This window comes from Luteimonas viscosa (assembly GCF_008244685.1).
In the GTDB taxonomy this organism is placed as follows: Bacteria; Pseudomonadota; Gammaproteobacteria; order Xanthomonadales; family Xanthomonadaceae; genus Luteimonas; species Luteimonas viscosa.
The window spans coordinates 2411223-2434529 of sequence record NZ_VTFT01000001.1; the positions used below are offsets into that span (position 1 = coordinate 2411223).

At 70.9% G+C, this 23307-nt stretch carries 19 protein-coding genes; 10 read left to right on the forward strand and 9 right to left on the reverse strand.

The window, feature by feature from the left end:
* Positions 1-21: 21 nt before the first annotated feature.
* Both tyrS and FZO89_RS10660 read left to right on the forward strand, forming a co-directional pair.
* The gene (tyrS, locus tag FZO89_RS10655; RefSeq protein ID WP_149103235.1) at positions 22-1239 is read left to right on the forward strand and encodes a tyrosine--tRNA ligase; all 1218 of its coding nucleotides are present in this window, start codon (positions 22-24) and stop codon (positions 1237-1239) included.
* Positions 1240-1267: 28 nt separating this feature from the next.
* Complete coding sequence (locus FZO89_RS10660) at positions 1268-1801, forward strand: MgtC/SapB family protein (RefSeq protein ID WP_149103236.1); 534 nt, start codon at positions 1268-1270, stop codon at positions 1799-1801.
* On the opposite strand, the gene FZO89_RS10665 is transcribed toward FZO89_RS10660, so the two are convergent.
* The 3 genes from FZO89_RS10665 to FZO89_RS10675 form a co-directional block, all read right to left on the reverse strand.
* Positions 1788-2186 carry an MAPEG family protein gene (locus tag FZO89_RS10665; protein WP_149103237.1) on the reverse strand — a complete coding sequence of 133 codons (399 nt, stop codon included), beginning with the start codon at positions 2184-2186 and terminating at the stop codon, positions 1788-1790. The genes FZO89_RS10660 and FZO89_RS10665 overlap by 14 nt on opposite strands.
* A 147-nt stretch (positions 2187-2333) precedes the next feature.
* A complete protein-coding gene (locus FZO89_RS10670; protein ID WP_149103238.1) occupies positions 2334-4028 on the reverse strand; it encodes a M28 family metallopeptidase in 1695 nt (564 codons plus the stop codon).
* A gap of 140 nt (positions 4029-4168) precedes the next feature.
* Entirely contained in the window at positions 4169-4843 is a 675-nt protein-coding gene (locus FZO89_RS10675; RefSeq protein ID WP_149103239.1) for a DUF4097 family beta strand repeat-containing protein, read from the reverse strand.
* Positions 4844-5018: 175 nt separating this feature from the next.
* On the opposite strand from FZO89_RS10675, the gene gpmI reads away from it, so the two are divergent.
* The 3 genes from gpmI to FZO89_RS10690 all read left to right on the forward strand — a co-directional run bounded on the left by gpmI (position 5019) and on the right by FZO89_RS10690 (position 9473).
* Positions 5019-6533, forward strand: coding sequence for a 2,3-bisphosphoglycerate-independent phosphoglycerate mutase (gene gpmI, locus FZO89_RS10680; protein ID WP_316247539.1), 1515 nt, complete (start codon positions 5019-5021; stop codon positions 6531-6533).
* A complete protein-coding gene (locus tag FZO89_RS10685) occupies positions 6530-7765 on the forward strand; it encodes a murein hydrolase activator EnvC family protein (RefSeq protein ID WP_149103241.1) in 1236 nt (411 codons plus the stop codon). The genes gpmI and FZO89_RS10685 overlap by 4 nt, the downstream gene beginning before the upstream one ends.
* Positions 7766-7883: 118 nt before the next feature.
* Positions 7884-9473, forward strand: a complete 1590-nt coding sequence (locus tag FZO89_RS10690; RefSeq protein WP_222928112.1) for a S41 family peptidase — start codon at positions 7884-7886, stop codon at positions 9471-9473.
* A gap of 124 nt (positions 9474-9597) precedes the next feature.
* Here the strand turns inward: FZO89_RS10690 and crcB are convergent, their stop codons facing one another.
* The 3 genes from crcB to FZO89_RS10705 all read right to left on the reverse strand — a co-directional run bounded on the left by crcB (position 9598) and on the right by FZO89_RS10705 (position 11138).
* A complete protein-coding gene (crcB, locus tag FZO89_RS10695) occupies positions 9598-9990 on the reverse strand; it encodes a fluoride efflux transporter CrcB (protein ID WP_149103242.1) in 393 nt (130 codons plus the stop codon).
* Between the two features lie 2 nt (positions 9991-9992).
* Positions 9993-10313, reverse strand: a complete 321-nt coding sequence (locus tag FZO89_RS10700) for a DUF1820 family protein (RefSeq protein ID WP_149103243.1) — start codon at positions 10311-10313, stop codon at positions 9993-9995.
* Positions 10314-10445: 132 nt separating this feature from the next.
* The gene (locus FZO89_RS10705) at positions 10446-11138 is read right to left on the reverse strand and encodes a rhomboid family intramembrane serine protease (RefSeq protein WP_149103244.1); all 693 of its coding nucleotides are present in this window, start codon (positions 11136-11138) and stop codon (positions 10446-10448) included.
* 204 nt (positions 11139-11342) lie between these two features.
* Between FZO89_RS10705 and FZO89_RS10710 the strand changes: the two genes are divergently transcribed.
* Positions 11343-12680, forward strand: a complete 1338-nt coding sequence (locus tag FZO89_RS10710) for an OmpP1/FadL family transporter (protein WP_149103245.1) — start codon at positions 11343-11345, stop codon at positions 12678-12680.
* Positions 12681-13144: 464 nt separating this feature from the next.
* On the opposite strand, the gene FZO89_RS10715 is transcribed toward FZO89_RS10710, so the two are convergent.
* The 3 genes from FZO89_RS10715 to FZO89_RS10730 all read right to left on the reverse strand — a co-directional run bounded on the left by FZO89_RS10715 (position 13145) and on the right by FZO89_RS10730 (position 19648).
* On the reverse strand, positions 13145-14059 hold the full coding sequence (locus FZO89_RS10715; protein WP_149103246.1) for an AEC family transporter: 915 nt from the start codon (positions 14057-14059) through the stop codon (positions 13145-13147).
* A gap of 1061 nt (positions 14060-15120) precedes the next feature.
* Entirely contained in the window at positions 15121-18615 is a 3495-nt protein-coding gene (putA, locus tag FZO89_RS18850; RefSeq protein ID WP_262378606.1) for a bifunctional proline dehydrogenase/L-glutamate gamma-semialdehyde dehydrogenase PutA, read from the reverse strand.
* 316 nt (positions 18616-18931) lie between these two features.
* Positions 18932-19648 (reverse strand): helix-turn-helix transcriptional regulator, encoded by a 717-nt coding sequence (locus FZO89_RS10730; RefSeq protein ID WP_149103247.1) that lies wholly within the window; start codon positions 19646-19648, stop codon positions 18932-18934.
* A 319-nt stretch (positions 19649-19967) separates the two neighbouring features.
* On the opposite strand from FZO89_RS10730, the gene coxB reads away from it, so the two are divergent.
* From coxB to FZO89_RS10745, 4 genes are read left to right on the forward strand one after another with little or no spacing between them, the layout of a single operon-like run.
* Complete coding sequence (gene coxB / locus FZO89_RS10735; protein ID WP_149103248.1) at positions 19968-20936, forward strand: cytochrome c oxidase subunit II; 969 nt, start codon at positions 19968-19970, stop codon at positions 20934-20936.
* A 26-nt stretch (positions 20937-20962) separates the two neighbouring features.
* On the forward strand, positions 20963-22582 hold the full coding sequence (gene ctaD / locus FZO89_RS10740; RefSeq protein ID WP_149103249.1) for a cytochrome c oxidase subunit I: 1620 nt from the start codon (positions 20963-20965) through the stop codon (positions 22580-22582).
* 7 nt (positions 22583-22589) lie between these two features.
* Positions 22590-22727 carry a hypothetical protein gene (locus FZO89_RS18540; protein WP_187471125.1) on the forward strand — a complete coding sequence of 46 codons (138 nt, stop codon included), beginning with the start codon at positions 22590-22592 and terminating at the stop codon, positions 22725-22727.
* Positions 22724-23299, forward strand: coding sequence for a cytochrome c oxidase assembly protein (locus FZO89_RS10745; RefSeq protein ID WP_149103250.1), 576 nt, complete (start codon positions 22724-22726; stop codon positions 23297-23299). The genes FZO89_RS18540 and FZO89_RS10745 overlap by 4 nt, the downstream gene beginning before the upstream one ends.
* Positions 23300-23307 lie beyond the last annotated feature (8 nt).

A 23307-nucleotide genomic window follows, 5' to 3' on the forward strand; every position in this document is an offset into this window, starting at 1 on the left:
CCCGAACGCCGAGTCCCGCCGATGACCCGACCCGCTTCCGACACCGCCGAAATCGAGCGCCTCGCACGGGGCGCCGACGAGATCCTCAAGCGCGAGGAACTGGCGGCCCGGCTGGCGCTCGGGCGGCCGTTGCGGGTCAAGGCCGGGTTCGACCCGACCGCGCCGGACCTGCACCTGGGCCACACCGTGCTGCTCAACAAGATGCGGCAGTTCCAGGACCTGGGCCACACGGTGATCTTCCTGATCGGCGACTTCACCGGGATGATCGGCGACCCCAGCGGCAAGAACGCCACCCGCAGGCCGCTCTCGCGCGAGGGCGTGCTGGAGAACGCGCGCACCTACGAGGCGCAGGTGTTCAAGGTGCTCGACCGCGAGCGCACCGAGGTGCGGTTCAACAGCGAATGGTTCGGGAACATGTCGGCGGCCGACATGATCCGGCTCGCCGGCCAGCACACGGTGGCGCGCATGCTCGAGCGCGACGATTTCGCCAAGCGCTACGCGGCGCAGCAGTCGATCGCGATCCACGAGTTCCTGTATCCCCTGGTGCAGGGCTACGACTCGGTGGCGCTGCGCGCCGACGTCGAACTCGGCGGCACCGACCAGAAGTTCAACCTGCTGATGGGCCGCGGCCTGCAGGAAGCGCACGGCCAGCCGCCGCAGGTGGTGCTAACCATGCCGCTGCTCGAGGGGCTGGACGGCGTCAACAAGATGGGCAAGTCGCTGGGCAACTACATCGGCATCGCCGAGCCCGCGATCGACATCGTCAACAAGACGATGAAGATCGGCGACGACCTGATGTGGCGGTGGATCGAGCTGCTCAGCTTCGGGATCGACATCGAGGAGGCGAAGCGGCTCCGGGCCGAGGTCGCCGCCGGGCTCAATCCGCGCGACGTCAAGCTGCGTCTCGCCCGCGAACTGGCGACGCGCTTCCACGATGCCGCCGCCGCCGAGACCGCGATCGCCGGCTGGCACGTCGCGGTCACCGGGCAGGGCGACTCCACCCTGCTGCCGCTGCAGGACGTGGCGATCCCCGGCGAAGGCATCCGCATCGCCGCGCTGCTGACCGCGGCCGGGATCACCGCCAGCAACTCCGAGGCCGGCCGCAAGCTGAAGGAGCGCGCGGTCAGGGTCGACGGCGCGGTGGTCGAGGATCCCGCGACGACGTTCGCCCCGGGCTTCGAGGGCGTATTGCAGGTCGGCAAGCGCAACTTCGCGCGGGTGCGCCTCGTCACCGCGTGACGACGCCGGCCGCGCGAGGCTGGGGCGCATGGACGCCACCATCCCGCAGCAACTCGATGTCCTGGCCGGCATGGCGATCGCCATGCTGCTGGGCGGCCTGATCGGCTACGAGCGCGAACTCAAGCAGCGGCCGGCGGGCTTCCGCACCCACATGCTGGTGGCGGGCGCCTCGGCGCTGCTGGTCGGCGTGGGCCGGTTGACGGTGGAGGCGCAGGCCGCCTCGCCGGCGAGCGCGATCATGCAGGTCGATCCGCTGCGACTGGTCGAGGCGGTGATCGCCGGCGTCGCCTTCATCGGTGCCGGCACCATCTTCGGCGAGAGCCGGCGCGGCGGCGAGACCATCTCCGGCATCACCACCGCGGCCTCGCTGCTCACGGTCGCGGTGATCGGGGTCGCGGCGGGGCTGGACTACTACCTGGTGGCCGCGGCCGCGACCGGCCTGGCGCTGTTCGTGCTGGTGGCGCTGTCGTGGTGGGAACGCCGCCGGGCAGGGCCGCCCGTCCACGCCACGCCGGACGAGCCGCCGCGCGGCGAGGATCCCGGGCGGCTCAGGCGGCGTTGAGCGCCGCCATCGCCAGCAGCGCGATCACGCAGCCGAACCCGCCCGTCCACGCCAGGCTGCGCAGCATCTGCACGTCCGCCAGGTACAGGATCCCGTGCGCCACGCGCAGCACCACGAACACCACCGCCAGCAGCGCGATGCGCGCCGGGTCGACCCCGGCCAACTGTGCCAGCACCACGCCGGCGGCGAACGGCGCGAAGGCCTCGAACGCGTTGAGGTGGGCGGCGTTGGCGCGCTGCACCCGGTAGTTGCCTTCCTGCTTGGCGAGCCAGGCGCGCGGATTGCGGTTGTTGTAGCCGGGCGCGCCGGTCTTGGCGAAGCCGACCCAGACGTAGGGCAGCAACGCGGCGATCAGGACGCACCAGTAGGCGGTGGCGAGGCTCATGGCGGGGACTCCGTTCGGGGCCGCCAGAGTAGGGCACGACCGTGCAACTGCGTGGTTCCGGCTCCGGGCCCGTGTGCCGAAAGCGGGAACGGCGCCTCGCGGCGCCGTCCCGGTGAAGCATGCGGCGTTGCCGGCCGGCCGCCGGCCCTACTGCCCCGCCCGCTGCGCGTCGCGCGCCGCCTTGAACGGGTTGCCCTCGTACCAGTTCGGCCACTGGCCGCCATCGGCCAGCTCCAGGCCGACCGAGAACAGCAGTTCGAGGTCCTCGACGATGCCATCGAACTTCCAGCCCTCGTGGATCTCGTCGCCTGGCTGGTGGTAGCGGCTCGCGTAGTCGTCGCCCGCGGCCTTGCCGGCCTCCGTGCCGCCCTCGACCAGGTCGCTGCCCCCCTTCGCGTACAGCGCCGGCACGCCGGCCTTGGCGAAGTTGAAGTGGTCGGAGCGGAAGTAATAGCCGCCCGCGGGATTGCCTTCCTCGACCAGGGTGCGCTGCTGCTTGCCGGCGTGCGCCTCGAGGATGTCCTCGAGTTCGGAGTTGCCCTTGCCCGTGACCACCATGTCGCGTGCCCGGCCGGCCACGCTCATGGCGTCGAGGTTGATCACGCCGACCGTCTTCTCCAGCGGGAACGAGGGCTGGGCGACGTAGAACTTGGAGCCGAGCAGGCCCGATTCTTCCAGCGTCACCGCCAGGAACACCACCGAGCGCTGCGGCTGCGCCGACTGCTTGAACTTCTCCGCGATCTCGATGATCCCGGCCACGCCGGTGGCGTTGTCGACCGCGCCGTTGTAGATCGTGTCGCCCTCGCCTTCGTGCTTGCCGAGGTGATCCCAGTGCGCGAGGTAGATCACCGTTTCCTCGGGCGCGGCGCTGCCGGGGATGTAGCCGATGACGTTCTGCGAGGACTTCTCGGTCACCGTGCTGCGCAGGTCGAACGAGACCTTCGCCTTCAGCGGCACCGCCTTGAAACCGCGCTCGTTGGCGGCGGCGTACTGCTCTTTCAGGTCGAGTCCGGATTCGGCGAACAGCTGCTGCGCCACCTCGGTGGTGATCCAGCCCTGCGCCGGCAGGCGCGGCTCGGGGTCGTCCTCGGCGCGCAGGTCGAACTGGGCGCCCGACCAGGAATTGCGGACCACGTCCCAGCCGTAGGACGCGCCCTCGGTGTCGTGGATGATCAGCGCCGCCGCGGCGCCCTGGCGCGCGGCTTCCTCGTACTTGTAGGTCCAGCGGCCGTAGTAGGTCATGCGGTTGCCGTCGAACAGCGAGTCGTCGCCGGCGTGGAAGCCGGGGTCGTTGACCAGGAGGACCACGGTCTTGCCCTTGACGTCGACGCCGGCGTAGTCGTTCCAGTCCTGTTCGGGCGCGTTCACGCCGTAGCCGACGAACACCAGCTCGCTGTCGGCGACCTCGACCTCGGCCTGCCCGGTGCGGGTGCCGATCACCATGTCGCTGCCGAACTTGAGTTCGCGGGTCTGGCCATCGCTGTCGAGCCGCAGCACCGTCGACTCGTCGGCGGTGGTCTCGACCATCGGCACGGTCTGGAAGAAGGTGTCGTTGTCGCCACCGGGTTGCAGGCCGATGCGCTCGAACTGCTCGCGGATGTAGGCGGTGGTCTTCTCTTCGCCCACCGAGCCCGGCGCGCGGCCCTCGAATTCGTCGGAGGACAGGGTGGTGACGAGTGCGCGCACATCGTCGGCGTCGATGCCGGGCTCGAAGGCGTGGGCGGCCTGTGGCGCCGCGGCATCGGGCGCGGGCGGTGCCTCGACGGTGGCGGGCGCCGGCTCGCGGTTGCATGCGGCGAGCAGCAGGCTGCCGGCGCACAGGGCGATCAGGGATGGACGCATTCTGGGGACTCCGGGGAAACCGAATCCCGATTCTACGCGTCCGGCACCAGGCCCGCGGCCCCGCCGGGCGGGCGCGCGGCTCTCACGGATCCGATCCCCGGCGCAGCAGGCCGGCGCCCGGCATCGTCGCCCGATCCGCGCTAGTCGCTCGGGGCGCGTGCGCTGCTGTAGGCCGTCGCCGTGGCGCCGCTGACCGGGCCGGTACGCGCGGTCTCGTGCACGTACAGGGTCACGTCCCGTTCGAACTTCAGTTCGCCTTCGACCACCGCATCGGGGCCGATGATGATCCGCGGCTTGCGCTTGTTGACCTGGATCGGGAACCAGTTCGAGCTGGGCTTGGTGACGGTGATGCCGCCGGTCACGTGCGAAGCGACGCCGACGGTGATGTCGCCGCTGACCGTCTCGATGCCGCCGGCGAGGTCCACGTCGACGATCCCGATCGCGCCGTTGACCGTCTCGATGTCGCCACCGACGCTGCCGCCGCGGTCGACGAAGACGCTGCCGTTCACGGTTTCCACGCTGCCGCCGATCTGCGCGCGTTCGCCCGTCCGAATGCTGCCGTTCACGGTCGAAAGGCTGGCGGCGGTGATGTCGTTGCGGGCGCGGATGCTGCCGTTGACGGTTTCGGCGTCCTCGACGCTGGCACCGGCCTCGATGGTGATGCTGCCGTTGACGGTGTCGACGTCGCCGTAGGCGCGCCCGGCCTGCGCGACGATGCTGCCGTTGACCTTGCTGATGGCCTGCTGCGCCAGCGCGGGCGCGGTGCACAGCAGCAGGGTCAGGGCGAGTGGCAGGACGACGGGATTGCGCTTCATGGGACGGACCCCTCGAGGTCTGGGCGACGCATGGTTGCCTGGGCAACGATTCGCCGCGGGATGGCGTGTGCGCAACAGCTTGCACCCGCTTGGCTACAATCGCACCGGTCGAAAGTCACCGGGACTCCCGTCCGTGCCTGCTTCCCCCGCTTCCCCCGCCGCCCGCCCCCGCCCCGTGGTCCTGCTGATCCTGGATGGCTGGGGCCATCGCGACGACCCGCGCGACAACGCCATCGCCCTTGCGGACGTGCCCAACTGGCGCCGCCTGCTGGCAGAACATCCGACCACGCTGATCCATACCGAGGGTCGCTTCGTCGGGCTGCCGGAGGGACAGATGGGCAATTCCGAGGTCGGGCACATGAACATCGGCGCCGGACGTGTGGTCTACCAGGACCTGACCCGGATCGACGCGGCGATCGAGGACGGCAGCTTCTTCGACAATGCCGAGTTGAACGCCGCCTGCGACGCGGTGCTCGCCAGCGGCGGCGTCCTGCACATGATGGGGCTGCTCTCGCCCGGCGGCGTGCACAGCCACGAGCTGCATCTGTTCGCGATGCTCGACCTCGCCGCACGCCGCGGCGTGCCGCGCGTGGCCGTGCATGCCTTCCTCGACGGCCGCGACATGCCGCCGCGCTCGGCCGAACCGAGCCTGCGCGCGCTGCAGGACAGGTGCGACGCGCTCGGCAACGCCCGCATCGCCAGCGTGTCCGGCCGCTACTACGCGATGGACCGCGACAACCGCTGGGAACGCGTTCGCCGCGCCTGGGACGCGATCGTCGAGGCGAAGGGCGATGCGCCCGACGCGCTGTCCGCGCTGCAGGCCGCCTACGCGCGCGGCGAGAACGACGAGTTCGTCGATCCGGTCGCGATCGAAGGCGCGCAACCGATGCGCGACGGCGACGCGATCGTGTTCATGAACTTCCGCGCCGACCGCGCGCGCCAGCTCAGCGCCGCCTTCGTCTCGCCCGGCTTCGATGGCTTGGGGCCCGACGTGCGCCGCCCGGCGCTTTCGCGCTACGTGTGTCTGACCGAGTACGACGCCAGCCTGCCGGCGCCGGTCGCGTTCGCGCCGGACAATCTCGCCAACACCCTGGGCGAAGTGCTCGGCGCCCACGGGCTGACCCAGTTGCGCATCGCCGAGACCGAGAAATACGCCCACGTCACCTTCTTCATGAGCGGCGGCCGCGAAGCGCCGTATCCGGGCGAGGAGCGGATCCTGGTGCCGAGCCCGAAGGTCGCCACCTACGACCTGCAGCCCGAGATGAGCGCGCCGGAAGTGTGCGCGAAGCTGGTGGAGGCGATCGAGGCCGAGCGCTTCGACGCGATCATCTGCAACTTCGCCAATCCCGACATGGTCGGCCACACCGGCGTATTGTCGGCGGCGATCAAGGCGGTGGAGACGGTGGACCGCGCCGTGGGCGAGATCATCACCGCGGTGCGCGCCAAAGGCGGCGAGCTGCTGGTGACCGCCGACCACGGCAACTGCGAGATGATGCGCGATCCCGAAACCGGCGAGCCGCACACCTCGCACACCGTGGGGCCCGTCGACCTGGTCTACGTCGGCAGCCGCGACGCCAGCCTGCGCCGCGGCGGCGCGCTGCGCGACCTCGCGCCGACCATCCTCGACCTGCTCGGCGTCGAACTTCCCGCGGAGATGACCGGTTCGAGCCTGCTGGCCGCGAAGGGATGAGCGAAGCGGTGCGCGCACGGCTGGCCTGGGCGGCATTCGCCCTGCTCGCCGCCGGGTTCGCCACCGCTCCCGTCGCGAACGCGCAGCAGGCCGGCCGCGAGGCCGAGCGCCGGCTCGAGCGGGTGCGCAAGGAACTGCAGGATGTCGCCAGCGAGCGGCGCCGGCTCGAAGGCCAGTGCGGCGCTGCCGCACGGCAGTTGCGCAGCGCCGACGAACAGGTTGCGCGCACCGCGCGCACGCTGCAGCAGATCGAAGCCGAGCTCGCAGCCCAGCAGGCCGCGCTGCAGGAACTGGCGGACAGGCGCGACGCCCTGCGCGAGCGCATGGGCGCGCAACGCGAGGAACTCGACGCACTGCTGCGCGCCAGCCACGTTGCCGGCCGCGCCGCGCCGCTGAAGCTCATGCTGGCGCAGGACCAGGTGGCCGACGCCAGCCGCGCGCTGACCTACCACCGCTACCTGCAACGCCAGCGCGCCGCGCGCATCGCCGCGCTGCGCGGCGAACTGGCCGAACTCGACGCGCTCGAACGCGACATGGTGCAACGCCGGGCCGCGCTGGAGCGCGCGCACGAGCAGCAACGCAGCCAGGTGGACGCGCTCGAACGCGATCGCGCCGCGCGCGCGAAGGCGGTGGCGCAGCTGGACAGCAGGTATCGCGACCGCAGCACGCGCGAGAAGGCGCTGGGTCGCGACGCCAGGGCGCTCGAACGCCTGCTCGCGCGTCTGCGCGCCGCGGCGGCGAAGGCCGAGGCCGAGCGCAAGGCCGCCGCCGCGCGCGCCGCGCAGCGTGCCGCCAGCGGCGAGCCCGCCCGCAAGCCCCCGCCGGCGGTCGCGCGCGCGGCGCCGATCCAGGTCGGTGGCCTGGGCTGGCCGTTGTCGGGCGCGCTGCTCGCCGGTTACGGCGGGCGCATGCCGGACGGGCGCAGCAGCAGCGGCGTGCTGATCGGCGCCGCCGCGGGCACGCCGGTGCGCGCGGTCGCCGACGGCACCGTAGTGTTCGCCGAATGGATGACCGGCTACGGCATGATCCTGATCGTCGACCACGGCAACGGTGCGATGAGCCTGTACGCGCATTGCGAGACATTGCTCAAGGAACCGGGCACGACGGTGAAGCGCGGCGATGCGGTCGCCACCGTCGGCAATTCCGGTGGCCAGGGCCGCCCGGCGCTGTACTTCGAGCTGCGCCGCAACGGCCAGCCGGTGAACCCCGACACGTTCCTGCAGAAGCGCTGAACCCCGGGTGCGCGCGGGCATCAGGCGCGCTTCACGCAAACCCGGTGGGCGCCCGCATAATCGGATGAACCCCGCGCCTGCCGCGCGGTCGGACCTCGACCCGTCCCGGAGTGCCTGCATGCCTGTCCGCAAGTCGCCGCTGCTCGCCGTCCTGTTGCCGCTGGCGCTGGCGTGTCCGCCCGGATTCGCGCAGGACGCGCCGCCAGCGCAGCCGACGCCACAGGAACAGCCCACTCCGGAGGAGCGACCGACCCCGCAGGACCGACCGACCCCGCGGGTGCTGCCACAACCGCAGCAGGAGGAGCAGGAGCAGCAGGAGCAGCAGGAGCAGGCCGACGAGCCGCCGGCGGAATCGCCGGTGGACGCGCCGGCCGTGCCCGAGGAGGCGCTGCCGCCCGATGAGGGCGTGCCCGCCCTTCCCGACCCCGCCCCGGACCTGGACGCGGAAGCCGATCCGGTCGACGCCGCCGACGATCCCGACGCCGCCGAAAGCGCCGCCACCAAGGTGCCGCTGGAGGAAATCCGCCGCTATGTCGGCCTGTTCAACGCGATCCGGCAGGGCTACGTCGATCCGGTCGAGGACCGCAAGCTGATGAACGCGGCGATCCGCGGCCTGCTGTTCGACCTCGATCCGCACAGCGCCTACCTGGAAAAGCGCGCCGCGGAGGCCTTCGACGAGGGCACCACCGGCGCCTACGACGGCATCGGCGTGGAGGTGCTGCAGTTGCCCGACGGCAAGGTGCGGGTGATCGCGCCGATCGACGGCACCCCCGCGGCCAAGGCCGGCATCCGTTCCGGCGACACCATCGTCGCGGTCGACGGCAAGCCGCTGACCCCGGCCGATGCCGAGGGCCACGGCCCGCTGCGCGGCCCGCCCGGCACCCGGGCGGTGCTCACCGTGCTGCGCGAGGGCGAGGCCAAGCCGCTGGAGATCACGGTGCATCGCGAGACGATCCGCGTCGCCAGCGTGCGCGGGCGCATGCTCGAGCCCGGCTACGGCTACGTGCGCATCAGCCAGTTCCAGGTGGAAACCGCCGACGACTTCGCGAGCACCGTGGAGCGGTTGCAGGGCGAGGCAGGCGGCAGGCTCAAGGGCCTGGTGATCGACGTGCGCAGCAATCCCGGCGGCCTGCTGACCTCCGCCGTGCGCGTGGCCGACGACCTGCTGGAGAAGGGCAGGATCGTCAGCACCCGCGGCCGCAATCCGGTCAACGACACCGAGTTCAGCGCCACGCCCGGCGACCTGATCGACGGTGCGCCGGTGGTGGTGATCATCGACGCGGGCTCGGCGAGCGCCTCGGAAGTGCTGGCCGGCGCGCTGCACGACAACGGCCGCGCGCGCATCGTCGGCAGCCGCAGTTTCGGCAAGGGCTCGGTGCAGACGGTGATGCCGCTGGGCAATGGCGACGCGGTCAAGCTCACCACCGCGCGTTACTACACGCCCAGCGGGCGTTCGATCCAGGCGCGCGGGATCGATCCCGACCTCGTGCTCAAGCCCGACACCAGCGAACCCGAAGTGGCCTCGACCACGCCCGGTTACACCGAGGCCACGCTGCCTGGCCACCTGCGTGGCGAGGAGGAGGAGGAAGGCACCACCGCCGGGGACGTGCTCGATGGCGACGGTCCGATCGACGCGGCGCTCGCGGAGCTGAAGAAGCCGACGCCCGGGGTGGCGCCGGCACCGACGCCCGCGCCGGTCGGCGAGTAGTCTCGCCGGGACGCGAGCCGTTTGCGCAGGGGAATGGCGCGCCGTGGGTCGTCGCACCCGATGCGGACCGGGGCCACGCACTCGATCGGGACCTGGACGATGGGCCGGTGGGCGTGGACGCGCGCTACGCCTTGCCGACGAGCCTGAGGCCCAGCCACACGGCGCCGATGCCCAGCAGCACGCTGCCGCCGACGTAACCCGTCGCCACCAACCACTCGCCGCGCCGCAGCAGTTGCGCGGTTTCCAGTCCGAACGCCGAGAACGTGGTGAACCCGCCGAGCAGGCCGACGAACAGCAGCAGGCGCAGGTCCGGCGACAACCATCCCGGATGGCGCTCTGCCAGGCCCGCGAGCAAGCCGGCGACCAGGCAACCGGCCAGGTTCACCACGAAGGTTCCCAGCGGGAATTTCTGCGGCGTGGCCGCGTGCATGGTCCACGTCGCCAGCAGGTAGCGCGCGATCGACCCCGCCGCGCCGCCGAGGCCGACCAGCGCCAGCGCCTGCAGCGTCGGCGGCATGCTCAGCGCGGCTTGGCCGGCAGCGGGAAGGGCGTGACCACCTTCTCGCCCGATTCGGCGTCGCGGATCGCCGACTGGCCCTTCTTCTCCACTTCCTCCACCCGCAGGATCGCCTGCATCGGCAGGTGCAGCGCACGGGTGTTGCCGAACTCGTCGCGCAGCCGTTCCTCGGTGGGGTCGACCACGAGCCCGTCGTGCACGTCGAACACCAGCTCGGCGACCTCGACGAAGCCCCACAGCCGGCCGCTGTCCACGCGCCGCGCGTACAGCTCGTAGACCTTGCCGTGGTTCAGGAAGGTGACCTTGTAGAGCGGCTTGGACATGGGGGGATTATAGGGAGCCGTGATTGGTGATTACCGGCCTGCGGCCGTTGAAAAGCGCCTCGTGATTGGTAATTCGAAACAGCGGTGCGTGGGGCGGCGCTTTACCCAATCACGAATGACCAGTCACCACCCTCAATACCCCTTCAGCCGGCGCAGTCGCCGCGCGATCGCGCCACGCGAGGCGATCGCGAACACGATCCCGAACAGGAAGCCGGCCGCATGCGCGGCCCAGGCCACCGCGCCGAAGGCCGGGCCGATGTAGGCGAACACGATCTGCAGTGCCGCCCAGACCCCGATCAGCAGCGAGGCCGGCGCCCGCACGAACTCAAGGAACAGCCCCAGCGGCACCACCACCCCCAGCCGCGCCCGCGGGAACAGCGCCAGGTAGGCGCCGATCAGCGCCGAGACCGCGCCGCTGGCGCCGATGATCAGCCGGTCGGGCGCGCCGATCACCAGCACCGCGAACAGGTTGGCCAGCGCGCCGCCGAGGAAGAACAGCGCCAGGAACCGCCACGGCCCCATCACCCGCTCGGCAGGCAGGCCGAAGATCAGCAGGAACACCAGGTTGCCGAGCAGGTGCGCCCAGTCGGCGTGCAGGAACAGGGCGCTGAACAGGCGCAGCCACTGCTGCGGGTCGGTCCAGGTGTCCCAGGGGCCGTCGCCGGGCGCGCCGCCGGCCAGCGCGCCCCATTCCAGCAGCAACGTGCGCTGCAGCGCATCGGGACGCGACAACGCCCACAGGAACGCCGCCCACAACAGCGCGGCCAGCAGCGGCGTCGCCCAGCGCAGCGACGCCCCGGAGCGGGTGGGGACCGACACGAACATGGCGCGACCTTACACGTTCGCGCGCGTCGCCGGCTTCCGGCGGCGCCCGCCGCGTGCCGCAACGCACATTCACCACACGCCCCAGTACGGTATAGTGCGCGCCGCGTCGTGGGTCGGGAGGGCGAGTTCCGGCGGCGAAGGCGGGCCAGGCGGCCCGTCTGCACTGCGGCGCGGCACATCCCGTCACCGGAGAGAGACCCAGCAATGCGCACGATTCCCCACGTCACGGTCCTGGCGCTCGGCATTGCCGGCGCGATGGCCTTCGCCTCCCACGCCCACGCCGCCGGCTTCCAGCTCAAGGAAAACAGCGTCAAGTCGATGGGCAGTGCCTTCGCCGGCACCGCCGCCAAGACCGGCGATTCCTCGGTCGTCGCCAACAACCCGGCGGTGATGACCCAGTTCGAAGGCAACACCTTCCAGATCGACGTCACCGCGATCGACCTCAGCTACGAGTTCGAAGGCACCGCGACCGACGCCTTCGGCCGCCCGATGACCGGCGGCAACGGCGGCGACGCCGGCGACATCACCCCGGTCCCGGCGATGTCCTACATCCGCAAGTTCGACAACGGCGTCGCCTTCGGCGCCATGGTCAGCGCCCCGTTCGGCCTCAAGACCGAATACGAGGACGGCTGGGTGGGCCGCTACTTCGCCCATACCTCCGACGTGCAGATCGTCGACCTGACCCTGTCGGGCGCGATCGACATCACCGACCGCTTCTCGGTGGGCCTGGGCGCGATCGTCTCGCGCGCGGACGTCACCCTGTCGCGCTCGGTCGACTTCGGCACCCTGCTGTACTCCAACCCGGCCACGCGCCCGCTGCCGTTCGCGCAGCCGCAGGCGGCCGACGGCTTCGTGGAAGTGGGCGGCGACGACAACGGCCTCGGCTGGCTGGTGGGCGCGCACTTCCGCCCGACCGACAACGTCGCGATCGGCGTCAGCTACCGCTCCGAGATCGACTACGAACTGCGCGGCACCGCCGACTGGACCGTGCCGGGCAACGTCGCGGCGGTGTTCGGGGCCAGCCCGTTCACCGCCCCGCTGTTCCAGGACGGCAATGTGTCGGCCAACCTGACCACGCCGTCGATCCTCTCGGTCGGCGCCACCTGGCAGCTCAACGAGCGCTTCGCGCTGTCGGCCAGCTGGGCCGAGACCGGCTGGGAATCGCTGCGCGAGGTGCGGATCGATTTCGACAACCCCGATCCGGATGCGGTCGAGCCGTTCGAGTGGGACGACACCAGCTTCGTGTCGATCGGCGCCGAGTACAAGCTCAACGACAGCTGGACGCTGCGCGGCGGCATCGCCGACGACCAGACCCCGACCAGCCTCGTGCACCGTACCCCGCGCCTGCCCGACGACGACCGCCGCTGGTACTCGGTCGGCGCCACCTGGATGGTGAGCGACGCGCTCGACGTCAACTTCGGCTTCACCCACATCAAGCCGGACGACCCGAAGGTCGCCATCACCTCCAGCGGCTCGCGGATCGCCGGTCCCTACGACGGCAGCGCCAACCTCTACGGCGTGTCGGCGCAGTACCGCTTCTGATCCTGCGCTTCATCGCGACATGGAAAAGCCCCGCTTCGGCGGGGCTTTTTTATGCTTCTGCGGTCGGTGACGGCGGTGCTGGCGGCAAAAAGCGGGGCGCCACCTGCTGGTTGCATTCCCGCGTGGCTTCGGCTTGCGGAGCGTCCGGCGGCCGCGGCCTCAGGGGCGACGACGAGCCGGGGACCGGCGTCGCCCGGGTAAGCGAAGCGCACCCGGGGCGAATCCCGCGCCGGGCGACGCCAATCGCCGGGAGACTTTCCCCCGGCGCGCTCGTACCCGGTGCATCGCGCACTGCTACGCACCGCGCCGAAACGCATCGCACTTGTCCAACCGTAACCGCTCTCGACCCGCACCTGCGCTGGCGCGGAGGTGCTTCGACTTGCTGCTATCGCCTGCGCGGCAGCTGGCCCGTGCCTGCACTGCAATCGTTCCTGATCGGTCGGCGCATGGACCGCGCGGCTTCTTCACCCGAGCCGCTGCAGCAGATACGTCCACGCCGGCAGCGTCGCCATCGCCAGCACGATGCCGTAGCCGACCATGGCCGCGGCCAGGCGCGGCGCCAGCCCGTGCGAGATCGCCAGGGCCGCGGCCGTGATCATCGGCGGCATCGCCGACTCCAGTACCGCCACCTGCAGCACCCCGCCGCGCAGGCCGACGCCCAGTGCCAGTGCGAGCGAGAGCGCCGGCAGCAGTGCCAGCTTGAGCAGCAGCCCGGTGGCCAGCGGCGCGATCTCGTCGCGCGGCAGCCTGAGCTGGATGGTGAGGCCCACCGCCAGCATCACCAGCATCAGCAGCACGCCAGACAGCCGCTCCAATGCGGAGGCAATCCACGCCGGCGGATGCTCGGGCATCAGGGTCAGCCCGAACGCCAGCGCCCACATCGGCGGGAAGCGCGCGATGCGCAGCGCGACCGCGCGCTTCGTGGGCGGATGCTCGCCACCGTACTGCGCCAGCACCACCAGCCCGAGCGTCGACAGCATCACGAAGGTGCCGAACTGGTCGTAGACCACCGCATACGGCAACGCCTGCGCGCCGAGCAGCGCCTCGACCATCGGGTAGCCGATGAAGCTGGTGTTGCCGAGCATCGTGCACAACAGCAGCACCGCGAACTCGTCGCGGCGCAGGCGCAGGCGTGGCGACAGCAGGCGCAGCAGTCCCCACGTGGCGGCCGCTAGCGCCCACGGCACCAGCACCAGCCCGAGCAGCGAGAGGTCGAAACGCAGCCGCGGCACGTGGATCAGGATCGCCGCCGGCAGGCACACGTACAGCACCACCCGGTTCAGCGTCTCCGCGGCGTTGCCGGGCAGCACCCGCAGCCGCGCGAACGCCATGCCCAGGGCGAGCATCGCCAGCATCAGTGCGAAGGCGTCGAAGGCCATCGGGACCGGTCACGCGGGGTGGGAGGCCCGCCATCATAGGCAAGCGGGTGCAGCGCGCCATTGGCCGTTGGATGCAGGCGGGTCGCATGGCGCGTGGCAGCGGCGGTCTGCGGATGCGTCGATGCGCGGGCGTCATTCTGCGCCGACGGCTGTCCGCGCTGCGCGCAGCGCGCAACTCGTCGCTCCGCTTGCCAGGGCGGCAGGCGGCTTCGCGCGATTCGCGGAGGGATCGCGCCAGGCGTGGGCTGGGCACGGTGCGCCATGCGCTCGCGCGCGGCGGCGCCCTACCGGCCGCAGCCGCCCGTCTGGCACGCCGACACGCGGAAGACGTTCGGTTGGCCGCGTTCACGGACCGCGAAAGGCGTCCGTCTCGCGCAACCCGGCGCGTGCCCGTCCCGCCGCACGACGCACGGTGTCGTCCACGCGGCCGTTGTCGCTGATCGCGGAAAGCCCCATGCCCCCGTAGCCCGGGTAAGCGAAGCGCACCCGGGGGCGAGGTCGCCACGCCGCACACCGGAGCGCCGCCGCTCCGCAGCGACGGAGCGCCTTGGCCGAAGGGCGCGGCCCCTGATTGTGCTCCGATGTCCGTGCCTCCCCGGATGCGGCCTTCGGCCTTATCCGGGCTACGCGCCCCCCTGATCGCGGCAAGCCCCATGCCCCCGTAGCCCGGGTAAGCGAAGCGCACCCGGGGGCGACGTCGCCAGGCCGCACACCGGAGCGCCGCCGCTCCGCAGCGACGGAGCGCCGCCGCCCCGCAGAACGACGGAGCGCCCTGGCCGAAGGGCGCGGCCCCGGATTGTGCTCCGATGTCCGCGCCTCCCCGGATGCGGCCTTCGGCCTTGTCCGGGCTACGCGTCGTGCGACTCGCCGAAGCACGGCGGGCGGTCGTTCGCGCACGAAGCAATGCTTCGTAAGCGCGCTCATTCGGTCCGGCCCGCTGCAGCGCAGCGGGCGTTCGCAGCTGCCGCGCGGCATGCCGCGCACACGGCAGCTACTCGGTCCGGCCCGCCGAAGCGCGGCGGGCGTTCGTTCGCGCACGAAGCAATGCTTCGTAAGCGCGCTCACTCACCCAACGTCAGCAGGGAGGCGTTGCCGCCGGCGGCGGTGGTGTTGATGGTGACGGTCTTTTCGGTGGCGAAGCGCGGCAGGTAGTGCGGGCCGCCGGCCTTGGGGCCGGTGCCGGACAGGTTCTGGCCGCCGAAGGGCTGTACCCCGACCACCGCGCCGATCTGGTTGCGGTTGACGTAGACGTTGCCCACCTTCGCGCGCTGCACGATTCGCTCCACGGTCTCGTCGATGCGCGAGTGGATGCCCAGCGTGAGGCCGTAGCCGGTGGCGTTGATCGCATCGACCACCGCGTCGAGTTCGCTCGCCTTCCAGCGGATCACGTGCAGCGCGGGGCCGAAGTTCTCGCGCGTGAGCTGCGACAGCGATTGCAGCTCCCAGGCGCGTGGCGCGAAGAAAGTGCCGTGTTCGGTGCCGGGGCCCAGCCTGGCTTCGGCGATGGGCTTCGCCGTGCCCTGCATGCGCGTGGCGTGTTCGTCGAGCAGGCACTTCGCGTCGGTGTCGATCACCGGGCCGACATCGGTCGACAGCAGTGCCGGGTCGCCCACCTGCAGCTCCGCCATCGCGCCGGCGAGCATGCCGATCACCTTGTCGGCGATGTCCTCCTGCACGAACAGCACCCGCGCCGCGGAGCAGCGCTGGCCGGCCGAAGTGAACGCCGAGGCCAGCGCGTCCTTCACCAGTTGCTCGGGCAGGGCGGAGGAATCGGCGATCAGCGCGTTCTGGCCACCGGTCTCGGCGATCAGTACGCCGATCGCGGCATCGCGCGCGGCCATCGCGCGGTTGATCGCGCGTGCGGTGTCGGTCGAGCCGGTGAAGGCCACGCCGGCCACGCGCGGATCGGACGTCAGCGCGGCGCCCACGGTCGCGCCGTCGCCCGGCACGAACTGCAGCACCGCTTCCGGCACGCCGGCCTCGTGCAGCAGCTTCACCGCATGCCAGCCGATCAGGTTGGTCTGTTCGGCCGGCTTGGCGATCACGCTGTTGCCGGCGGCGAGCGCCGCGGCCACCTGGCCCGCGAAGATCGCCAGCGGGAAGTTCCACGGGCTGATGCACACGAACACGCCGCGGCCGGCGAGCTGCAGCGCGTTGGATTCACCGGTCGGACCGGGCAACGGCAGCGGTGCGAAATCGTGGCGTGCCCGGCCGGCGTAGTAGCGCAGGAAATCCACCGCTTCGCGTACCTCGGCCACGCCGTCGGGGACGGTCTTGCCGGCCTCCTTCGTGCACAGCGCGATGAACTGCGGCATGCGCTGCTCGAGCAGGTCGGCCGCGTGCTCCAGGATCGCCGCGCGCGAGGCGGCGGGCGTCGCATCCCATGCGGGGTGCGCGGTCACCGCGTTGCGCAGGGCGCATTCGACGGCAGCGTCGTCGGCGGCCTGCCACTGGCCGATGCGCTGGCGGCGGTCGGCCGGATTGGTGACGGCGATGTCCGGCCCGGCGATGGCCGCCCCCGGCACCAGCGGCGCGGCGCGCCACCCCTGTTCGCCGGCCGCGGCGACGGCGGCGTCGACCTGTTCGGCAAGCGTGCGCAGCCGGTCGTCGTTGGCGAGGTTCACGCCCATGGAATTGCTCCTGTCGTCTTGCCCGGTCGATGCCGTGAAACCGCGGTACAGGTCGACCGGCAACGGAATGCGCGGATGCGCGATCGCTTCGAAGCCGGCGACGACCTCCACCGGATCGCGCACGAGGTCGTCGATCGACACGTCCTCGTCGCTGATGCGGTTGACGAAGCTCGAATTCGCGCCGTTCTCCAGCAGCCGGCGCACCAGGTACGGCAGCAGGTCCTCGTGCGAACCGACCGGCGCGTAGACGCGGCAGGGCACGTCGAGGCGGTCCGCGGGAATCACCTCGGCGTAGAGGTCGTCGCCCATGCCGTGCAGCTTCTGGAATTCGTAGTGGTGGATCGACCGCCTGTGCTCTTCCCCTGCTTCCAGGGGGTGAGGAGGTGCTGCTCGCGCGGCATCGCCGCGCAGTGCATCAGAACGCACTGTGCGCTGCACATGGCCGGGAAGGTGCCCCGGGGGGGCGGATGAAGGCGCATCCGCCGCGTCGCGACCTGATGGCCCCCCATCCCCCACCCTTCCCCCGTGACCGGGGGAAGGGAGCGGAGCCGCGGAAGAAGGCGGTGAACCCACGGCGGAAGGCAGCAAAGCCGCCGCCATCCGGTGCACCGCCGCGATCGTCTGCGCGTTGTGGGTGGCGAACATCGGGTAGACCGCATCGGTGTTCGACAGCAGGCGCGCCGCGTTGGCCAGGTAGCTGACGTCGGTATTGGGCTTGCGGGTGAACACCGGGTAGCCCGGCAGGCCGTCGACCTGGGCGCGCTTGACCTCGCTGTCCCAGTAGGCGCCCTTGACCAGGCGCACCGGGATGCGGCGGCCGTGGCGACGGGCAAGGTCGGCGATCCAGTCGATCACGAACGGCGCGCGCTTCTGGTACGCCTGCACGACGATCCCGAAGCCGTTCCAGCCGTCCAGCAGCGGGTCGCTCCACGCACGTTCGATCACGTCCAGCGACAGCTCCAGCCGGTCGGCCTCCTCGGCGTCGATGGTCAGTCCGATGTTGTAGCCCTTCGCCTGCCGCGCCAGTTTCAGCAGCCGCGGCGCCAGTTCGGCCAGCACCCGGCCGCGCTGGGCGTGTTCGTAGCGCGGGTGCAGGGCGGAGAGCTTGACCGAGATCGACGGCGCGGCGATCTCGTCGGCGAAGTGCCCTCCGGAAGCGCGCCCGCTGGCGCCGATCGCATCGATCGCCTCGCCGTAGGCCCTGAGGTAGCGATCGGCATCGGCCTGGGTCAGCGCGGCCTCGCCGAGCATGTCGAACGAGTAGCGGAACGCGGCGTTGCCGCCCTTGCGCGAGCGCGCCAGCGCCTCGCCGATGGTCCGGCCCATCACGAACTGGTGGCCCATGATCCGCATCGCCTGGCGCACCGCCAGCCGGATCACCGGCTCGCCGACGCGGCCGACCAGGCGCTTGAACGCGTTGTGCACGTCGCGCCGGGTGTCGTCGGCCAGGTCCACCAGGTGGCCGGTCAGCATCAGACCCCAGGTCGAGGCATTGACCAGCACCGAATCGGATTGGCCGACGTGCTTCTTCCAGTCCGCCTCGCCGAGCTTGTCGCGGATCAGCCGGTCGGCGGTGTCCTGGTCGGGGATCCGCAGCAGCGCCTCGGCCACGCACATCAGCAGCACGCCTTCCTCGCTGCCCAGGTCGTACTGGCGCATGAACGCCTCGATCGCGCCCTGGTCCACGGTCCGGGCGCGGACCCGGCGGACGAGGTCGGTGGCGGTGGCGTGGATAGCGGCGCGGTCGGCGTCGCTCCATCCGGGCGCGGGCTGGCGTGCGAGCGCCAGCAGGTCGCGCACATGCGCCGACTCGTCCAGGGACCAGGCAGCGGTGATCGCCGCGCGCAGGGTCGAGGGAACCGGAGGGGCGGCCATCGGGCCGGCGGGGTCGGTCACCGGGTCGGGCGGGTCGGAGGCAGGGGGCATGGGCGGAGCCTGGAAGGGCGACGGGCGCGGGGCCGAAAGCGCGGGGCCGACGGCACATCGGCAGGGGCGGGACCGGGCCATTGTCCCCGGCAGGGCGTGTGCAGGGATTGAACGATTCCTGCGCCGCCCCTGCGGGCGGCGGCACAACGGCGCGGGGCGGTCCGCGGGACCCCGCGTCCGCAGGGCGGGGCAGGCTCGCCGGCGTGGCAGGGGGGCGGGGGCTGCGGATGGCGCGAGCGTCGCCCCGGCCGGGTCCCCGCCGCAGAGCGCACCGGGGCGTTGCGCGGGTCGGGGAGGCAGGCGGTCGCCCTGGCGCTCAGTCGGCACGCAGGCGGCGGTAGGCGCCCGGGGTCATCCCGACCAGTGCCACGAAGCGCCGGGTGAACGCGCTCTGGTCGCTGAAGCCGCAGGCCTGGGCGATCCCGGCGATGCCGCCGGGCCCCTGCAGCCGGTGCATCGCGGCCTGGATCCGGATCCGGGTCAGCAGCTGCAGCGGGGCCAGCTGGAACACCTTCTGGAAGCTGCGCTCGAGCTTGGATTCGGAGAACCCGGTGACCGCCCGCAGGTCGCGGATGCGGACATTGCCAGGGAAATGCCGGTTCATGTGCACCAGCGCCTGTCGCAGCGAGCGGTAGTCCTGCTCCAGGCCTTCGCGGCCGGCGAGGTCGCGCGAGATGCCGACCAGCCCGACCACCGCGCCGCCGGCCCGCAACGGCCGTTTGCAGGTCAGGCACCAGCCCGGTTCCTGGTCCGAGAACAGGTGCTGCTCGAGCAGGTTGTCGATCACCGCGCCGTCCAGCACCTGCTGGTCCTGCAGTCCGTAGTCGGCCGCCAGCCCACCCGGATACACGTCGCCGGCGCGCTTGCCGATGATGTCGCGCCGCGAGCGCAGGCCCAGCCGACGCAACATGGTCGCGTTGACGTGGGTGTAGCGGCCCTCGCGGTCCTTGATGAAGAACAGCACCTCGGGGATCGCGTCGAACAGGGCCGCGACCTCGGCGGCGTCGAGCGTGGGCGGAGCGGGCTTGTTCATGTCCGGGGTCCTGCGCGCGCCGCCTGCGCGGGAATGGGGCGGGCGACCCGCGCGGCCGGAGCGCGACCGCCGGTCGGAGGGAAGCCGATTCTATCCGTCGCGCCGCGGCCGCGGCGGTGCGGGAACGGCCTCGGCTTGCCCCTAAACCCCCGTGGCCGCTACCATTTGGAAGTTTTCGCGTGCCCGCAGGGCGGGTGTGCGACGTTGCGAAGCGGTATCCATGGCGGGTTCCCGGACACGGGGGGCGCGACGGATGCGCTCGTCCAACCCGTTCTCTGGCGGCCGGCAGGCCGCGACCGATGACATTGGGGTCTAGGCAATGATGCAGGCGCGTTTCTCGCGGTGGGGGTTTGCGGTTCTGGCATCGTTGCCGTTCGCGGCGGTCGCCGCCGATCCCAAGCCCTGGCAGCTCAACATGGGGCGGGGCGTCACCACCTCGTCCCAGCACGCCTACGACGCCCACATGCTGGCGCTGATCATCTGCGTGGTCATCGGCGTGATCGTGTTCGGCGCCATGGCCTACGCCATGTTCAAGTTCCGCCATTCGCGCGGCGCGGTGCCGGACAGCGGCTTCACCCACAGCACCCGGCTCGAGATCGTCTGGACTGTCGTTCCGATCATCCTGCTGGTGATCATGGCCGTGCCCGCGACCGCCAAGCTGATCGCGATGTACGACACCCGCGAGTCCGAGATGACGGTGAAGGTCACCGGCATCCAGTGGATGTGGAAGTACGAATACCTGGGCGAGGACGTGGAGCTGACCAGCCGCCTGGACCGCGAATCCGACCGCATCCGGCAGAGCGGCGAGCGCCCCGACGCGGCGACCAGCCCGCATTACCTGCTCGACGTCGACAACGCCCTGGTGCTGCCGACCGACACCAAGATCCGCTTCGTTATCACCGCCGACGACGTGATCCATGCCTGGTGGGTGCCGGCGCTGGGCTGGAAGCAGGACGCGATCCCCGGGATCATCAACGAGGCGTGGACCGAGATCCTGGAGCCTGGCGTGTACCGCGGCCAGTGCGCGGAACTGTGCGGCAAGGACCACGGCTTCATGCCGATCGTGGTGCGCGCAGTGCCGCGGGCCGAGTTCGACACCTGGCTGGCCGCGCGCAAGGCCGAAGGCGAGCCGCCGGCCGACCCGTCGCAGGTGCCCGAGGGCGGCGACGGCACCGCGCCGCGTTCGGTCGACCCGGACATGATCGAAGACGTGCAGCAGGGCGACGAACCCGCCGCGCCCCAGGCGCCCGAAGCCGCCGCTCCCGCCGACGCGTCCAGCGCCGGCTGACCGAAATCCGAAAGGCCCATCGTCCTATGTCCACGCACACCGCCACCGCAGACCACCACCACGACGACCACGGCCATCGCCAGTCCTTCGTCGAACGCTGGTTCTTCTCCACGAACCACAAGGACATCGGCACGCTGTACCTGCTGTTCTCGTTCGTGATGTTCATCATCGGCGCGGCGATGAGCGTGATCATCCGCACCGAGCTGGCGGTGCCGGGCCTGCAGCACGTCAGCCCCGAATTCTTCAACCAGATGACCACCATGCACGCGCTGGTGATGATCTTCGGCGGGGTGATGCCGGCCTTCGTCGGCCTGGCCAACTGGATGATCCCGCTGCAGATCGGCGCGCCGGACATGGCGCTGCCGCGCATGAACAACTGGTCGTTCTGGATCCTGCCGTTCGCCTTCACCCTGCTGCTGATGACGCTGTTCCTGCCCGGCGGCGGCCCGGCCGGCGGCTGGACCCTGTACCCGCCGCTGTCGCTGCAGGGCGGCTACAACGTCGCCTTCGTGATCTTCGCCATCCACATGATGGGCATCAGCTCGATCATGGGCGCGATCAACGTCATCGCCACCATCCTCAACATGCGCGCGCCGGGCATCGACCTGCTGAAGATGCCGATCTTCTGCTGGGCCTGGCTGATCACCGCGTTCCTGCTGATCGCGGTGATGCCGGTGCTGGCCGGCGCGGTGACCATGCTGCTGACCGACAAGTTCTTCGCCACCTCGTTCTTCAACGCGGCCGGCGGCGGCGACCCGGTGATGTACCAGCACATCTTCTGGTTCTTCGGGCATCCCGAGGTCTACATCATGATCCTGCCGGCGTTCGGCATCGTCAGCGAGATCATCCCCACCTTCTCGCGCAAGCCGCTGTTCGGCTACCAGGCGATGGTCTACGCCACCGCCTCGATCGCGTTCCTGTCGTTCATCGTGTGGGCGCACCACATGTTCACGGTGGGAATGCCGCTCGGCGGCGAGATCTACTTCATGTTCGCGACCATGCTGATCGCGATCCCCACCGGCGTGAAGGTGTTCAACTGGGTCAGCACCATGTGGCGCGGCGCGCTGAGCTTCGAGTCGCCGATGCTGTGGTCGATCGCCTTCGTGGTCCTGTTCACCATCGGCGGCTTCTCCGGGCTGATGCTGGCGATCGTGCCCGCGGACTTCCAGTACCACGACACCTACTTCGTGGTCGCGCACTTCCACTACGTGCTGGTGACCGGCGCGCTGTTCGGCATCATCGCCGCGGTCTACTACTGGTGGCCGAAGTGGACCGGGCGCATGTACAACGAGACCTGGGCCAAGGTCCACTTCTGGTGGACGATGGTGTTCGTGAACCTGCTGTTCTTCCCGCAGCACTTCCTGGGACTGGCCGGCATGCCGCGCCGCATCCCGGACTACAACGTGGTGTTCGCGGACTGGAACCTGATCAGCTCGATCGGCGCGTTCGGCATGTTCGTCACGCCGTTCATGATGTTCTTCGTGCTGTGGCATTCGCTGAAGCACGGCGCGCCGGCCGCGGCACGCTCGTGGGACAGCGCGCGCGGACTGGAGTGGACGGTGCCGTCGCCGGCTCCGCACCACACCTTCGGCACGCCGCCGGTGATCCGCCCGGGCGACCTGGCGCACGACGACGTGGCCCACTGACGACGTGATGGCGCAGCCCCCGCCCCGGCCCGACGACGACACCGCCCTGCGCCGCAGGCGCGCGGTGCGCACGGCGATGGTCGTGGGCGGAATCGCGGTGGCGATCTACATCGCCTTCATCGCGTCCGGGGTGATCGGACGATGAGCGCGGGCAGGCTCGGCGTGGCGAAGCTGGTCGGCATCTCGCTGGCCGCGTTCGCGTTCACCTTCTCGCTGGTGCCGCTGTACCGGATCGCCTGCGAGAAGGTGTTCGGCATCCGCCTGGACAACAGCGCGGCCGACGCCTCTGCGGTGGCCTCGGCGGTGCCCGACGAGCGCTGGGTGACGGTGGAGTTCGACGGCACCGTGAACTCGAAGCTGCCCTGGGGCTTCCGTCCCAACGCCACCCGCATGCGCGTGCGCGTGGGCGAGCAGTACGAGGCGACCTACGCCGCGCACAACAACGCCGCGCGCGCGATCGTCGGCAGCGCGACGCCGTCGGTGGCGCCGGCGCGTGCGTCGGGCTACTTCAGCAAGACCGAGTGCTTCTGCTTCACCGCGCAGACCCTGCAGGCCGGCGAGACGCGCGACCTGCCGGTGCGCTTCATCGTCGACCCGGCGCTGCCTCCGGACGTCAACACCGTCACCCTGTCGTACACGTTCTTCAAGAACGACGTGCTCACCGATCGCCTTGCCGCGGCGGCGCCGTCGTCCACCGTGCCGCGTTCGGCACCCTGACCCACCGC

Bases quoted from the DNA above. Each gene is read 5' to 3' on its own strand.
- ctaD (WP_149103249.1), top strand. From the start codon at position 20,963: ATGTCCACGCACACCGCCACCGCAGACCACCACCACGACGACCACGGC.
- FZO89_RS10685 (WP_149103241.1), top strand. From the start codon at position 6,530: ATGAGCGAAGCGGTGCGCGCACGGCTGGCCTGGGCGGCATTCGCCCTG.
- FZO89_RS10710 (WP_149103245.1), top strand. From the start codon at position 11,343: ATGCGCACGATTCCCCACGTCACGGTCCTGGCGCTCGGCATTGCCGGC.
- FZO89_RS10730 (WP_149103247.1), bottom strand. From the start codon at position 19,648: ATGAACAAGCCCGCTCCGCCCACGCTCGACGCCGCCGAGGTCGCGGCC.
- FZO89_RS10665 (WP_149103237.1), bottom strand. From the start codon at position 2,186: ATGAGCCTCGCCACCGCCTACTGGTGCGTCCTGATCGCCGCGTTGCTG.
- FZO89_RS10670 (WP_149103238.1), bottom strand. From the start codon at position 4,028: ATGCGTCCATCCCTGATCGCCCTGTGCGCCGGCAGCCTGCTGCTCGCC.
- FZO89_RS10690 (WP_222928112.1), top strand. From the start codon at position 7,884: ATGCCTGTCCGCAAGTCGCCGCTGCTCGCCGTCCTGTTGCCGCTGGCG.
- FZO89_RS10675 (WP_149103239.1), bottom strand. From the start codon at position 4,843: ATGAAGCGCAATCCCGTCGTCCTGCCACTCGCCCTGACCCTGCTGCTG.
- putA (WP_262378606.1), bottom strand. From the start codon at position 18,615: ATGCCCCCTGCCTCCGACCCGCCCGACCCGGTGACCGACCCCGCCGGC.
- crcB (WP_149103242.1), bottom strand. From the start codon at position 9,990: ATGCCGCCGACGCTGCAGGCGCTGGCGCTGGTCGGCCTCGGCGGCGCG.
- FZO89_RS10660 (WP_149103236.1), top strand. From the start codon at position 1,268: ATGGACGCCACCATCCCGCAGCAACTCGATGTCCTGGCCGGCATGGCG.
- FZO89_RS10700 (WP_149103243.1), bottom strand. From the start codon at position 10,313: ATGTCCAAGCCGCTCTACAAGGTCACCTTCCTGAACCACGGCAAGGTC.
- FZO89_RS18540 (WP_187471125.1), top strand. From the start codon at position 22,590: ATGGCGCAGCCCCCGCCCCGGCCCGACGACGACACCGCCCTGCGCCGC.
- tyrS (WP_149103235.1), top strand. From the start codon at position 22: ATGACCCGACCCGCTTCCGACACCGCCGAAATCGAGCGCCTCGCACGG.
- coxB (WP_149103248.1), top strand. From the start codon at position 19,968: ATGATGCAGGCGCGTTTCTCGCGGTGGGGGTTTGCGGTTCTGGCATCG.
- FZO89_RS10705 (WP_149103244.1), bottom strand. From the start codon at position 11,138: ATGTTCGTGTCGGTCCCCACCCGCTCCGGGGCGTCGCTGCGCTGGGCG.
- FZO89_RS10745 (WP_149103250.1), top strand. From the start codon at position 22,724: ATGAGCGCGGGCAGGCTCGGCGTGGCGAAGCTGGTCGGCATCTCGCTG.
- FZO89_RS10715 (WP_149103246.1), bottom strand. From the start codon at position 14,059: ATGGCCTTCGACGCCTTCGCACTGATGCTGGCGATGCTCGCCCTGGGC.